Here is a 15,915-nt window from a genome sequence, read left to right as displayed (position 1 = left end):
GATTATAACATACACTATCATTAACACTATTTAATCATGAAAGACTTTTCGATGAATAACAATCTGGAAACTGTCATTGATCTTGAGAATTATATTATACTAGAAAAAATAGGGGAAGGAGGTTATGGATTAGTATATAAGGCAGAGCAGATAAGTACAGGTCAGGTTGTGGCTATTAAAATGCTAAAATTTAAAGAATCTCTAGACGGGCAATCCAAAAAGCAACAAATAGCTCGTTTTGAAAGAGAAACCCAACTTTGTGCTCAGATTAATCATCCGAATATTGTTAAACTTCTGGATAAAGGATATACCAAAAATAATGAGCCTTTTGCTGTTTTTGAGTATATAACAGGAGAAACGCTAAAAGAACTTATTAGCTATAATGAGGGCTTATCTGCAGAAGAAACAGGAGCATTAATGGGAGAGGTTTTAGAAGCATTGGTATATGCACACTCTAAAGGAATTGTGCATCGCGACCTGAAACCTTACAATATTATGGTAACCAAAACCGGTAGTAAGTCGCATGCCAAAATATTGGATTTTGGAATTGGCGCATTTACAAATGATTTTAGAGCTAATGACTATGCAGACCTAACCCTTACTCAGGAGGTTATCGGTACGCCGGCATATTGTGCTCCAGAACAATTAAGAGGAGAACCCACTACTACAAAATCAGATCTCTATGCCTGGGGATTAATTGTTTTAGAATGTCTTACCGGTCAACCTGTGATACAAGGAGCTAGTGTAGCAGAGATATTTCAGTTGCAACTAAATACTACAGATGTTCCACTACCAGGATCAATTGCAGGACATCCATTGGCAGATGTGCTTAAAACCGTATTGAGAAAAGATTCTCAACAGCGAGCAAACAATGCAGAAATAGTTTTTGAAGAATATTCAAAAATTAATTTTAATACTATTGTAGGGCAGATCCAGCCACAAAATACGGCATCGGTATCTTTTGAAGAATCTACAGCCGTTAATCAATTTGTCTGGAGGAGCACCCACAGCGAAAAACGAGTACTCACCGTACTATGCGCAAAACTAAGTTTATCGATTACCGATCAATCTGTTTTGGATCTAGAAACCCTCGAAACTATTCAAAAAGATCAGTTACAGCATTGTAAAGATATAGGACTAAGATACGGAGGGTATATTTTGGGAATCATGGCAGATACAATCACCATGTGTTTTGGATATCCTAATACCGGTGATAATGATGCCAGACGAGGAGGAAGAACCGCTTTGGAGATTATTAGTCAATTACAAAAAAGAAGCGCCTTGCTCCATGCACAGCATAATACGAGTTTGGATGTTCGGGTAACGATGAATTCGGGTACCGTTTTGATACGACATAAAAGTCCTCCCGAAGGATTAGTCACCAATACAGCTTTTAATCTTTTGTATTCTATACAACCTGGACAAATCCTGGTTACCGATACCACCAAAAAGCTACTGGATCCATATCTAGAGTTTGAAGCTTTTGATGTACCCATGTTTGCTGGAGAACAACACTCTATTTCGACACATCTCCTTACAGGAGAGCGTATGACCGAGGCTTTTTCTAATCTTAGTTCTCGTAGCGCAGACCAAAAAATGGTAGGACGAGAAATAGAACAAAAGAAAATACTCGAAATATGGGAGTCTATAAAAAACGAAAAAGCTGTATTAGTCAAAGGACAAGCCGGTATTGGTAAGTCTAAACTAATTTATGAGAGTAAAAAACAACTGATTAATGATGGATACACAGTAAGAGAATGTCGCTGTTTACCAGAATATCAAAATAATGCTTTGCATCCTATTTTTGAAATGCTAAAAAAAGGAATGAAGGTACATGAAGGAGATATCATTTCTCAAATAGAAGAAGTATTGAAAAAAGCGCATTGCGATATCGAGAAATCTCTTCCTGTATTATGTTCATGGTTTTCTATTCCTCTGGGAGATACCTATCAAGTGTCTACTGTTCCTCCCGCAGAGCAAAAAGAGATTTTATTCGATACCTTAAAAAAATGTATACAAAGTATTGATGAGCAACAAAAATTTATGCTCATCATAGAAGATTTGCATTGGATTGACCCTACAAGTCTGGATTTTATTAACACTTTAATTAATACTATTGATCAAGAAAACTACTTTTTACTGTTAACGGCTCGACCAGAATTTAAATCAGAATGGAGCTTTGATACCGTTAGTAATATTACCCTGAATACACTTACCAAATCCTTTACACATACCTTGATAAAAGATATACTACAACAAGAATCCATTGCTGCAGATGCTTTGGATTATATTGTAGATAGGGCAGATGGTATCCCTTTGTTTGTCGAAGATCTTACCCGTATGATGTTAGAGAATAAATATTTGGTCTTTAAATATGATACCTATCAACTACAAGAAAAGTTTGATGAAACTTCTGTGCCAATTACCTTAAAAGGGTTATTGAACGCACGGCTAGATAAGTTAGGATTTGCCAAAGAAACGGCTCAGTTAGCATCTGCCATCGGTAGAGAATTTACCTATGAACTTTTGGTAAAATCATCTCTTAATGATGAAGCTATGGTACAAGCAAATCTAAATGCGCTTTTAGATGCCAGGCTGATCTATCGTCATCGTAGGGTGCAAAATGAGATGTATGTCTTTCGTCATGCTTTAATTCGTGATGCGGCGTATGATGGGATGGTATCATCGCTTAAAAAGGAAGTGCATGGTAGAATAGCCGATACCATAGAACATGATTTTGATGAGATCGCCAGAGATAACCCTTTTGAGTTAGCAAGGCATTTTGCAGAAGCAACTGCTTATGAAAAAGCCTCCCAATTAGGCTTAAAAGCTATCAAAAGACATATCCGAAATTCTTCTAACGAAGAGGCACTTAGACTACATGTTATAAGTAAAGAATGGGTGGGGTGTATAGAAGATGAATGTCAGAAAATCGAAACAGAACTTGTGTTAAATGACTTAATTCTACCTGCTCAAATGGCAATTAGTGGTTACGGGAGTAAGGAAGTTGTTGAAATTAATAAAAGAAATGAATTGTTAATTGGTAAGGCACAAGCTGATAATAATATGATTTCGAATCAGATAATAAATGAAATAGCTCATAAAATAGAATGGGGGTTGTTTTTAAATTATCATTTCCACTCAAAACGTAAAAAAGCTTCTGAGGTAGCAAATAGCATATTAGATAAACTTAAAAAATATCCAAACAGAGATGTTGAAGTAGGAGTATTACCTCTTATTGCACAAGCATTTCATGCTGATGGGAAATTAGAGAAGGCTGAAGAACTTTGCAAAAGAGTATTTGAAATTTATAACGCGGATACAGATGTAGCTATAGGGATTAATTATAATATGGAACCGAAAAGTTCTTCATATTATTTTTTATCTAGTATCTATTTATTCAAAGGAGATCCTAAAAAAGCTGAAAAATATGCATTAGAAGGAATAAAGTGGTCCGAAGAGATAAATCATCCAGTTTCAATAACCCTAGCTTATTTATTTTATGCGCTACTCGGATACTTTTTAGATGATAAAGAATTAGTTAGAAGCATAGTTGAAAAGCATAATTTATTACATAGAGATGAATCAGGTAAAAATTGGGTTACTACACATTTAAAAATGATTGGAGAGTGGAGTTATGATAAAATTGAATATGCGGAAAAATATGTAGAAGACACTCTGTCAAGTCAACAATATTATGCACTTTCATGGTATGAGCCCTCTTTGGCTCAAACATACTTATCTCATAGTTATGTTGAAAAAGCTATTCAGTTGTTAGAGAGGTCTTTAGAAAGAAGTTTGAAAGATAATGAAGTATGGACATTATCCCTAGTAAGAAGAGTGCTAGTGGAATGTTATTATAAGAAATATGGTATGCTAAATGAAAAAATAGAATCTCAACTATTGCAGTCAATAGAAGATGCGAGAAAGATTGGAGCTAAATGGTTTGAGCTAGAAGCATTGGTAATGTATGGAGAGTTGCTTCTAAAAGAAGGAAAAACACATGATAACGTTCTTGAAGAATTAAAATTACTATTAGCTTCTAATATTGGAGAAAAGATGAATACCAAGTTATTAAATCGAGCTAATGAACTATTAAAAATAAGCCACTGACAAGTGTCAAAAAATAAGCACAAAATCTTACAACTATAAACCAAAATTAAAAATCATGAAACAGACATTAGAAAAAAGCCCCGAAGAAATGTTAACATCAAATCAAAATCAATTTAACCAGGAGAAAACTAGAGTTCTGAAAGAAAAAGTCAAAGTACTTTTTGATTCAAATATCATTCTGAAAAATAGAATAAAAACGTATGATGCCATGGTTGAAAGACTGGACATTTTGGAAAAAAAGGAACATGAAAAAAATATTAAAAGCGAAAAAAAACACAATCCAACCTACCTAGAAAATAAATTTAGGATTTTAAGGATTATATCAAAGTATAATGAGATGAGTACCTTAATGGGGATATATGAAGAGTATAACGAGGTTTTCTTAAATTCCAATGAATCTAGAAGGGCTATGCTTATAGAAGGTGGATGTGTGTTTTGTAAAGTGAATAATGAACTTAAAATATACCCTATTGATAACTACATAGAAAAGCAAGAAGAACTTGTTGATATAGTAAAAAGTTTGATGAGTTCAGATGATAATATTGAACATCTACATTTTTGGCAAGGCTGTGAAATGGCAATTCCTAAAAATTCAAAAATTATTTTGAATTTTAATAAGCCATATCCTTCAGTATATGTTAAGAAAAGAGAATCTGAAGATGAGATTTTTATTGAAGAGAATTCATGGCACGTAAATTATATTGCGGATAAAGGGTTTTTAAGGGTAATTGAAGATGAGCATAGAGATCATTTCCATGGAGCTGTAATGGAAGATGAAATGTTAAAAATTAAAACGAATAAAGTGTCCATTTCAAAGAAGGAATATGCAAACAAACTTGAAGAAAATACAAATTTGCAAGACGATTATCAATCTATTAATATGAAAGTATTAGAGGCTTTAATAGATTGTGACGTAGTTGTTCAAATGCCGTATATAACTCCAAGTGCTGATATGTTGGTAAAGGTATCCTTTAAAGGGTCTGATACTGAAGAATTAATTCTTTCGACTTCTTGATATTTTTTTATTAGACAGTTACTAGAAGAATAATACTAAAAGTTATGTGAAATATAATTAAAAAAAGCATAAATGAATTTTGCTTTTTGGTAAGTGGCGAAATTTGAATTAAATTATGTAATATACTTTTTAATAGCTACTATAGGTGAGTCTCTATCTGTTTAGATTTTAAAAATTATTTCTTAGGTTCTTACAATGTTTAAAAAGTATTATTTAATATTTTACATAACTCTTAAAACTTAAAACCATGGTAACAGAAGATTTAGAAAGACCAATTACACTAGAAAAATCACATTTGGAAATAAAAGTACGGAAAGAAGTTAAATCCTTATTTGATTCGTATCCCAAAAATGATATGATATATCAAATCTATAATACTATAGATAAGAATATTTCATTAGAATTGAGCCAATCTGATTCAAATAACGACAGTACAAAAAATTCTATTCTAAGAATCGTAGAATTTTTTAACATATTACATTTTTTTGAGTCTATTAATGATTTTGTTAGAGATGCATATCTAAATCATCATAATTTAAGACACGGATTTTTAACAGATGGAGTTTTATTAAAAACTGAGAAAAGGAATGATCAAACTAGATTTGTTTTAGGTTATACTATTTCTGAACTCACTCAAATTCATCTAGAGAACCCAGAATTATATAACAGTATCATTATTGAAATAAAAGATCAATTAAAAAGGGATGTTCTGGATAGTGCAGAAGATAAATGGTATTTCTGGCCTGGTTGTGAAATGAAAATACCTTCAAGAACAAAAGTTCTTTTGGATACTTCTATTTCGAAGTCAAAATTTGTAGTAACCAAAAGGGTTGAAAAATTGAGTGACGAAGCTACTCAAATCGTTTTGGAAGAGAAACCATATCAATTAGAAGTGTCTATGCTAGGAGACAACGAACTTTTTTATAAGGATGATGAAAAATCTAAACAAAAACTTAATCCAGGCTTTTTTGCTATTAATAAATCTGAACCCATATTTGTCGGTGAAGGTTTTGAGAGTGGTTTTAACCAAATAGATTTTGAATTAAAAAATGGACAGGAATATGAGTATACATTATATGTACCATATAGTAGTCCTCGATTGGATGTAAAAACACACATGAAAATATACGGAACTGAAGAAAAAGTAGAAGAATTTATAGCTACTTGTTCTTAAAGTATAACCCAATGTTAACACTATTTAATATTTCACATAATTCTTAAAACTTAAAACCATGATAACAGAAGATCTAGAAAGACCAACTACACTAGAAAAATCAGATATGGAAAAAACCGTAAGGAAAGAAGTTAAATCCTTATTTGATTCGTATCCCAAAAATGATATGATATATCAAATCTATAACACCATAGATAAAAATATTTCATTAGAATTGAGCCAATCTGATTCAAATAACGACAGTACAAAAAATTCCATTCTAAGAATCGTAGAATTTTTTAACATATTACATTTTTTTGAGTCTATTAATGATTTTGTTAGAGATGCATATCTAAATCATCATAATTTAAGACACGGATTTTTAACAGATGGAGTTTTATTAAAAACTGAGAAAAGGAATGATCAAACTAGATTTGTTTTAGGTTATACTATTTCTGAACTCACTCAAATTCATCTAGAGAATCCAGAATTATATAAGAGTATCATTATTGAAATAGAAGATCAATTAAAAGGAGATGTTCTTGATAGTGCAGAAGATAAATGGTATTTCTGGCCTGGTTGTGAAATGAAAATACCTTCAAGAACAAAAGTTCTTTTGGATACTTCTATTTCGAAGTCAAAATTTGTAGTAACCAAAAGGGTTGAAAAATTGAGTGACGAAGCTACCCAAATCGTTTTGGAAGAGAAACCATACCAATTAGAAGTTTCTCTTCTAGGGGATAATGAGTTTTTCTATAAAGATTGTAACGATCCAAATCAGAATAATCATAAGTTAAAACCAGGATTTTTTGCAATTAATAAGTCTGAACCAGAATTTGAAGGTGTATCGTCAAATGATTTTAGTGAAATTGAGTTAGCACTAAACAATGGAGAGGAGTATGAGTATACATTGTATATGCCTTATAATAGCCCTAGGTTTGATGTCAAAACAAATATGAAAATCTTTAACAAAGATCAAGGAGTAGAGGAGTTTGTCGCTACGACTACTTAATATGATTGCTACTTTGTTGAAGAGGCAACCCTTACGATATTAAATTTCACTAAAAATCGTTTTATATAACTCTTAAAACCTAAAACCATGGAAATTAACACGTTGAATTTAAGATCAGAAACATTGCCTGTGCACTGGAATGCCAGTCAAAAACAAATATATTATATCTGTGAACAATATTTTAAGCTTAGCCTTATGTGTGCTAAAAATGAGAGATTGTTAAATGCTTTTCAAGACCCTTCCAAGACTGTAGCTTTTATGACAGACGGAAAAATAGATAATGAATATGTATGGAAAGAAGAAGGAATACCATGGGAGGGATGTGGCATGAAATTACCTAAAAAGACAAAAGTAATTTTAGATTACGAAACAGCTTGGCCAACATTGTATTTCACTAAAAAAGGAAATACAAAAGAAACAATAACCATAAAAGAATCACCTCTATTTGTTCAGGTTTTTAGGACTGGTCCAGAAGGTATGAAGACGATAGAGAGAGAACTTTTACCTGAATGTGATGAGTATAAAGTGGTTTTGCCATTTGACACTATAGATTTGGATAATTATGATGCCATACTCGTTATGCCCTGCTTTATACCTAATAAGGATATGCTTACAAAAGTGTATTGTAGAGATAACGAACAAGAAGAAGAGGTGATTTTGACCTCTTGTTAGAGGATGAATTTTTATAGGCAAACCTTGTTTGACCTTATATTCATAACTCATAATCTATGTCGTTTTGTAAAAGACTTATAAAACGACATTGATTATTGGTTTAAAAACTTGATATTCTAGAATTAAACACCTTTAAGAGAACTCCCTGATAATGCCTGATACATTTTACAGAATTAAAGAGAAATACGCCAAAGTAAAAATTAATGATAAGTATACCATCATGTCTTCAGAGCAGGATAGTGTAGTACTGCAATCTCCACTGGCTATTCAGTTACTGGATGCGATTAGTGGTACTGCGGTTACCAAAGAAGAACTGGTAGCTAATTATCATCAATATAAAGGGAATCTAAGTGAAGTATTAATTACCTTACACCAATTGGAAACTGAGGGGTATATCACACATGCAGAACCAGTATTTACGCCAGAACAAAGCGCCTATTGGGAAGAGTTGGGGTATGATATCCAAAGATTATCTTCTGTGTTTAAAACCAAAACGATTGCCCTTAAAACGGTTGGTTCGGCAAATGGAGAAGCTTTTAAGAAAATGTGTGCAGAAACGGGTTTACAATATTCAGACGTCCCGTATGTAACTATTGTACTTACCTCAGACTATTTGCATCCTGATTTAGAGGTGATTAATAAAGAGGCGATTGAGAATAATACATCTATACTGTTACTAAAAATCCATGGAACAACACCGTATATTGGACCACTTATAACTCCTGATAAGAAGGATAACGCCTGTTGGAAGTGTTTACAGCATAGATTGGTGCTTCATGATCAGGAGAACAAATTATATAGAGCATTAGCCAAAACAAACGAAACTATTGATCGTCCTTTGGTAAGCCATCCTTTATCCAGTCAATGGGGGATAAGTGTAGCAATTTCAGAACTGGTTTCCTGGTTGTACCATGGTCAAAATGAAGTGTTATTTAATACACTTATTGCACTAACAGCCAAGACAGGTAGTAGAATAAGGCACAAAATAGTAAAACGACCACAGTGCGAGGCTTGCGGCGATGAAGAGATCACTCAGCAACATCCAGAACCGATTCTTTTACAACCTCAAGTTATAATAGCTGATAATCCAGGAGGATATCGTACTGTAAAACCAGAAGAAACTCTAGAACGATATCAGCATCATGTAAGTGATATCACAGGCATAGTCCCTTATCTAAAAGAGTATCATCCAATAAAAAATACACCTATCTATAATTTTGGTTCGGGAAAAAATTTAGCGTTGCAAAGTTCTTCATTATTCTGGTTAAATCTACACCTTCGAAGTGCTAACGGAGGTAAAGGAAGAACAGCAATACAAGCCAAAACAGGAGCATTGTGCGAAGCTATAGAGCGCTATAGTTTAATGTATCAAGGAAAAACATATACCATTTCAGCTACTTTTGATGAACTTCAAGATGCGATTCATCCTAATTCATGTATGCTATATAGCGATGACCAATATCATAATCGTGAACATATTAATGAAAAAAGCACCAAGTTTTATTCCCTGATTCCAATTCCTTTCGATGCTAATAAAGAAATGGATTGGACACCTGTATATAGCCTTACAGATGAAAAATTTAAATACCTTCCTTCATGCTACTGTTATGCGCAATATCCTGCCGATGATGAAAAAAAGCTATATGCCTATCCGGACTCTAATGGTTGTGCCGCAGGAAATACCATTGAAGAAGCTATTCTACAAGGATTTTTAGAGCTTGTAGAACGTGATGCAGCAGCAATCTGGTGGTATAATCGAATTAGATATTCGGCGATAGATCTGGAGACTGCCCAGAATCCATATATTAATCAGATGGTAGCGTATTATAAGAGTATAAACAGAAGTTTATATGTTCTGGATATTACCACAGATCTTAATATTCCTGTATTTGTTGCGGTTAGTCATAATCTAGAAGAAGATGGTAAGGACAAAATTTTATACGCTTTTGGAGCACATATAGATGCACATATTGCACTAGAAAGGGCAATTATAGAACTTAATCAGCTACTTCCGGTAGTGATGAGCGAAAAAGAAACCTATTTGACCACAGACCAGATTTTTGTCAGCTGGCTTGATACTGCCACTCTTCAAAATAATGACTACCTGGTACCTATGGCGGGAGAGCTAAAAAATATGCAAACTGATTATTCTCAGTTATGCGATCCCACCGTTTATGATAGTGTGCAATTTTGTATTCATACCACAAAAAAACATGGGTTAGAGACATTAGTGGTAGACCTAACACAGCCTGATATAGGGCTGCCTGTAGCTAAAGTAATCGTACCAGGATTAAGACATTTCTGGAGGCGTACGGCAGCAGGAAGATTATACGATGTACCTGTAAAAATGGGAAAACTAGAAAAACCCTATGCAGAATCACAATTAAACCCTTTGAGTATTTTTATTTAAAATGATATCTGATTATGAAGTTTATATCTTATAATAATACGTCGTTTAAAAAAACGAAGTATTATCAAAAACTACCAAGTGCAGAGAGACAAGTGTTTGATATTTTGTCAAGTGTTTTTCATTTTAAAGTGAATACCTATGTTTTAGAACATCTAATAGATTGGGATGCCGTACCCAATGATCCTATTTATAAACTTATTTTTCCCAGAAAAGAAATGCTACAATCTGTAGATTTCAATTCGCTACTCCTTTTATATCAAAGTGGACTAGATGAAAAAACATTGATTCCGTTTGTTCAAAAGGTAAAGAGGAAGATGTACCCAGAAGTAAAACATGCAGAAACCAGTCTTCCTAAAGTAAACGGAGAACGTGTAAGGGGGATGTACAGTAATTTTGAAACTATTGTAAGCTTGTTTCCTGACCCCATGGCAAAAACCTGTCATTCTTATTGTTCCTACTGCTTTAGATGGATCATGTTTAATAATAAAGAAGCTCAGCAAAATTCTTCATACTCAGATCCTAACGAACCTGTAGCGTTCTTAAAAGAGCACCCTGAGATTACAGATGTATTGTTTACAGGAGCAGACCCATTAGTCCTTAAAGCCAAAACATTACAAAAATATATAGATCCGATTCTAGAAATAGATTCGGTAAAAGTAATTCGTATAAGTTCTAAATCATTGGCTTGGTGGCCTTATAGATTTACTACAGATAAAGATGCAGATGAATTGTTGGCATTATTTCGATACATCCAGTCAAAAGGAAAGCACCTTAACCTGTGTGCGCATTTTACACACCCTAGAGAGCTTGAAAATGACGTAGTCAAAGAAGCTATACAACGAATTAGAGATACTGGTACTGTAATACGTTGTCAAGGACCCATCGTAGAGGGAATAAACGATACACCCGAAGATTGGAGTTCACTGTGGAACGCTCAAATTGCCTTGGGGATGATCCCGTACTATATGTTTATCGAAGCTGATCACAACTCTGAATCATGTTTTAGAATCCCATTAGCAAAAGCATTACAGGTTTTTCAGACCGCACAAAAGCAAACAACAGGTTTAGCCAGAACAGTGAGAGGTCCAGTGTTTATGAATGATCTACATAGAACATTACTAGACGGTGTAGTTACTATCAATGATCAAAAGTATTTTGTTTTAAAATCATTGCAAGCACCACCAAATATGGAAGGAGAAGGAACAATTAAACTTATACCTTATAGTGAGACGACCAAAAATGCCGGAGATTTGATCGCCTTGTTTAGTAAAGAATCTAAAACTACCGAACAGGTGGTATAGTTAGTAGTAAAAAAACATTTTTTATAGCGATAACAAAGGTTATCGCTTTTCTTTTTTACCGCCATAGGTAATAAATTGTTTTTGTGTTATGGGTTTTATCCTGGTAATGATTTGTAAACAAAAGAATATTAATTATGATGAAGTGGTAATGGAGCCTTTTGAAATCAAAACCACTCTAAACTACAGAAAGAACATTTTCTAATTATCAATACAAATTCATTGTGTTAAATATCTTTTCAAAGTAATTGTAAAACGATTGTCCAAATACTTCAATTTGCAACTCAGAATATATATTAGAACTTCATTTTGGGGCTCAAAAATGTAATTCTAATTACATAATTTGGTGGGAAAAATATTTTTTTTGAAAAAATATTAGGGAGAAAAAATGAGTAGAGAATAAAGATAGTTTTATGTATTAGATAGTATGCCGTTAACAGTTCTGTAAAAAAAGTCTAAAACACCGTTATATCTAGAGAAAATCAATTTATTAATTACGGTAAAACCATAAAAATATAGTGGTTAAATAGCGTGTTGATAATTCCTTAATTCGATGGAGATAATGTTTAAAAAATTTAATGATTTTGTTTTTAAAAAAAACAATCATTTGGTAATCAGGATTTTATTTTTTAATTTAACAGAATCTTAACGAATAAACCGCTTTTTCAATCTTTACTATTTGGGGGTAAATGAAAATCGATAACCTGTGTGTTTTCGATTTCTTTATATGATTATAGAACAGAATAATTTTTAAACCCCAATAATATGAACATACCCGCTACTTTAAAGGGAATACTATCCCGTTATTGTCTAAAAAGAAACTTAAGAAAAAAGTTTATTTATCTTTTATTTATCGTGTCTTTCTTTCAATCTCATGCAAATTCATATTCGCAGAATACCATAATTACCTTAGATATGAAAGAAGCGACCATTAAATCTGTACTTAATGAAATAGAACGCAAAACAGACTACAAGTTTTTGTATGAAAAAGATGTTTTTGAAACTAATGATATTGTAGATATATCAGTTAAAGAAGAAAAAACTTCTGATGTGCTGAATAAGTTGTTAAAACAGTTTGATGTATCCATAGAATATTTTGATAAACAAATTATTATAAACAAAATATCCAATAGCAACAGAACTACTAAAAACGAAGCTGTACAAAAAAAAGACATTCAACAACAAATTACTGGAGTAGTAACTTTTCTTGATGGAAACCCTATCCCTGGAGCCAATGTACTTATTAAAGGCACCAAGATCGGAGTTGTAACGGACTTTGATGGCGAATATATTATCGAAGCCAAAGAAGGGCAAACGCTTGTCTTTAGTTATGTCGGTATGAAAACCGAAGAAAGAATAGTTAAAAAATCTACAGATAAAATAGATGTAGTACTGTTTACTGATAATAGCATTCTCGAAGAAGTTGTGGTTGTCGCTTATGGTAATCAATCAAGAAAGTCACTTGTAGGATCTATTAGTTCAGTTTCTTCAGAAACTATCTCTAATCAACAAGCAACCTCGCCATTAAGAGCAATTCAGGGAGCCGTACCAGGAGTAAATATACTCACTTCAGGAGGGCAACCTGGTAATAATCCAGATATACGAATTAGAGGTTTTGGTAGTATCAATGCAGCACAAGCTCCTCTGATAGTAGTTGATGGAGCTGCCTTTAACGGAAATTTAAACACAATTAGCCAAGATCAAATTGAATCAATCTCTGTGTTAAAAGATGCCTCTTCAACCTCATTATATGGATCAAGGGGAGCAAATGGTGTGATTCTAATTACCACCAAAAAAGGTAGAAAAGAAACAGCACCATCAATAACGTTTAGATCACAGATAGGTTTTTCTAATCCAGCTGTAGGAATTCATGACTTATTAGGTACCGAAGATAATATGAAACTCACCTGGGAAGCACTAAAAAACACCAACCAGTATGTTAATGCGCAAAGTGCTTCTATAGCAGCCCAAAATGCATCTGCCCAATTAGTGGATCATCTGGGGTATAATCCTTATAACGTTTCTAATCCTATTGATGAAAATGGTAATTTAGTACCAGGAGCCGCTTTATTGTGGGAGACAGATTGGGAAAAAGAAGTGATTAGAAGAGATGTCCTTAGGACGAATCATAACCTTAACTTTTCAGGAGGAGATAAAAGGTCGACATACTTTATGTCAATAGATTATTTAAACGAAGAAGGACCTGTCATTTCTTCTGACTTTGAAAGAATATCAACTCGATTAAACCTGGAATCTCAGGTTACGGATTGGTTAAAGGTAGGTCTTAATACCAGTTTTTCTCGTTCAAATTCAGGAAGTCCTGATCAGACCAGTAATAGTGTAGTACAAGCCATTTCATGGATCTATGGTGTTTCTGGAATTTATCCTGTTTACGCTAGGGATGCGGAGGGAAATTTTCATAGAGATGAAACAGGAAATCTAGTCTTTGACCTTGGTAATGGTTACGTTACAGGGCAACCTATTAATAGTGTTCGAACTGCAAGAGGAGGTGAAAATATTCTTTCATATATCCTTTTGGGTAAAGAACAAAGAAAAAATATAAACTATCTTGGGAACGCATTTGCAGAACTCAAAATTGTAGATGGATTGAAGTTTAAAACCCAGTTTAGTTATGAGAATTATCTTTTTGATTCTTTTAGTTTTACCGATGACCTATTCGGTTTTGCTACTAATGTTGGAGGTAGAGTCACTCAAACCAGAAATATTACCTCTACAGTAAATGCAATACAGAGCTTAAATTACAAAAAGGATTTTGGTAAGCATCATGTTTCAGCAGATGCAATTACCGAAGCCTATACTTATGAACTCGATAGATTATCAGCATCGGGAACCGGGTTTTTACCAGACGTAATGAATCTTGATGCCAGTACCACTCCAGAAAGCGTAAGTGGAAATATAGAGACAGAAAGATTAAACAGTTATATGGGAAGGGTTGCTTATAACTTTGATCAAAGATATTATACCGAATTTTCTGCCAGAAGGGATGGTTCTACAAGATTTAAAGAAGAAACCAGATGGGGAAACTTCTTTTCTGCAGGTGCCAGTTGGATTGTTTCCAATGAACACTTTCTATCTGATAGTAACACCATATCACTACTTAAACTTAGAGCATCCTATGGTGAGTCAGGAAATAATAGAGGAATAGGATTATTCCCATATCAATCTACCTATATTGCCGGATGGAATAACGAAGGGAACAATGGTCTTTTATTAAGTGGTGTTGCCGATCCACTTATAAGCTGGGAAAAAACAGCCTCTTCTAATATAGGAGTAGATTTCGGATTATTTAATGGTGTAATTACAGGTATAGTAGATTATTATAGCAAAGAATCTGTAGATCTAATTTTTAATAAGCCCGTAACACCTTCTGCGGGAGTTGAGTTTGTTACTACCAATATTGGAGCTATCAAAAATTCCGGATGGGAGATAACCTTAAACTCTACAAATATAAAAACAGACAATGTTACCTGGACGACAGGAATTAATTTTTCTTTAAACAAAAATGAAATTACTGAATTGACTCAGGAAGAAATCATAAGTGGTACAAAACTATTAAAAGTAGGTAATTCGTTATTTGATTTTTACATCCCAGAATGGGCAGGAGTAGATCCCGAAGATGGATTTGGGATGTGGTATATGGATGTATTAGATGATGATGGCAATGTGATAGACAAAGTAACTACCAAGGATTATGAAGAGGCTACAGATTATGAGAGTGGTTCTTCATTACCAGATGTAATTGGTGGTTTTACTTCTTTTTTGAGAATTAAACAATTTGACTTAAATATCTTAACCAATTTTAGTTTTGGAGGAAAATTGCTGGATACAGATTATGCTAGCATCATGATGGGATCATTTAGCAGCCCTGGAGCATCTGCTCATCCAGACAACTTAAACAGATGGCAAAAACCGGGGGATATAACCGATACTCCGCTATTATTAGCGAGTAACAACTCTCATAGTTACAATTCTACCCGGTTTTTATTTAAAAACGATTTTGTAAGATTAAAAAGTTTGACCCTTGGGTATAATTTTGATCAATCCTTATTAGAAAAGTTTGGTTGTAATAGATTAAGACTTTTTCTACAAGCTGATAATTTGTTTACATGGCAATCTCATAAAGGGATTGATCCAGAACAAAGCTTTGATGGTACAACAAGCAATCGATCTCCCCTTTCAAGGACCATTGCAGGAGGCTTAATAGTTGAATTTTAATCAAAT

At 33.5% G+C, this 15,915-nt stretch carries 8 protein-coding genes; all 8 read left to right on the top strand.

The genetic code is table 11. The features are described from left to right. Window positions 1-36 precede the first annotated feature (36 nt). The 8 genes from C1X07_RS18710 (at window position 37) to C1X07_RS18675 (ending at window position 15,909) form a co-directional block, all read left to right on the top strand. A complete protein-coding gene (locus C1X07_RS18710; RefSeq protein WP_103071566.1) occupies window positions 37-4,113 on the top strand; it encodes a TOMM system kinase/cyclase fusion protein in 4,077 nt (1,358 codons plus the stop codon). 55 nt (window positions 4,114-4,168) lie between these two features. Continuing rightward, complete coding sequence (locus C1X07_RS18705) at window positions 4,169-5,128, top strand: hypothetical protein (protein ID WP_103071565.1); 960 nt, start codon at window positions 4,169-4,171, stop codon at window positions 5,126-5,128. A gap of 247 nt (window positions 5,129-5,375) precedes the next feature. After that, window positions 5,376-6,302 carry a hypothetical protein gene (locus C1X07_RS18700; RefSeq protein ID WP_103071564.1) on the top strand — a complete coding sequence of 309 codons (927 nt, stop codon included), beginning with the start codon at window positions 5,376-5,378 and terminating at the stop codon, window positions 6,300-6,302. 58 nt (window positions 6,303-6,360) lie between these two features. Next, on the top strand, window positions 6,361-7,293 hold the full coding sequence (locus C1X07_RS18695) for a hypothetical protein (protein WP_103071563.1): 933 nt from the start codon (window positions 6,361-6,363) through the stop codon (window positions 7,291-7,293). A gap of 87 nt (window positions 7,294-7,380) precedes the next feature. After that, window positions 7,381-7,965, top strand: coding sequence for a hypothetical protein (locus C1X07_RS18690; RefSeq protein WP_103071562.1), 585 nt, complete (start codon window positions 7,381-7,383; stop codon window positions 7,963-7,965). 151 nt (window positions 7,966-8,116) lie between these two features. Further along, window positions 8,117-10,375, top strand: coding sequence for a TOMM precursor leader peptide-binding protein (locus C1X07_RS18685; protein ID WP_103071561.1), 2,259 nt, complete (start codon window positions 8,117-8,119; stop codon window positions 10,373-10,375). A 14-nt stretch (window positions 10,376-10,389) separates the two neighbouring features. Further along, window positions 10,390-11,676 carry a KamA family radical SAM protein gene (locus tag C1X07_RS18680; protein WP_103071560.1) on the top strand — a complete coding sequence of 429 codons (1,287 nt, stop codon included), beginning with the start codon at window positions 10,390-10,392 and terminating at the stop codon, window positions 11,674-11,676. A gap of 912 nt (window positions 11,677-12,588) precedes the next feature. Next, entirely contained in the window at window positions 12,589-15,909 is a 3,321-nt protein-coding gene (locus tag C1X07_RS18675) for a SusC/RagA family TonB-linked outer membrane protein (protein ID WP_164914199.1), read from the top strand. Window positions 15,910-15,915: the final 6 nt, after the last annotated feature.

Origin of the sequence: Aquimarina sediminis, assembly GCF_002895435.1 — a bacterium.
GTDB classification, from domain to species: Bacteria; Bacteroidota; Bacteroidia; order Flavobacteriales; family Flavobacteriaceae; genus Aquimarina; species Aquimarina sediminis.
The sequence above is the reverse complement of the archived record's forward strand: the minus strand, read 5'-3'. Positions and strand labels throughout refer to the sequence as shown.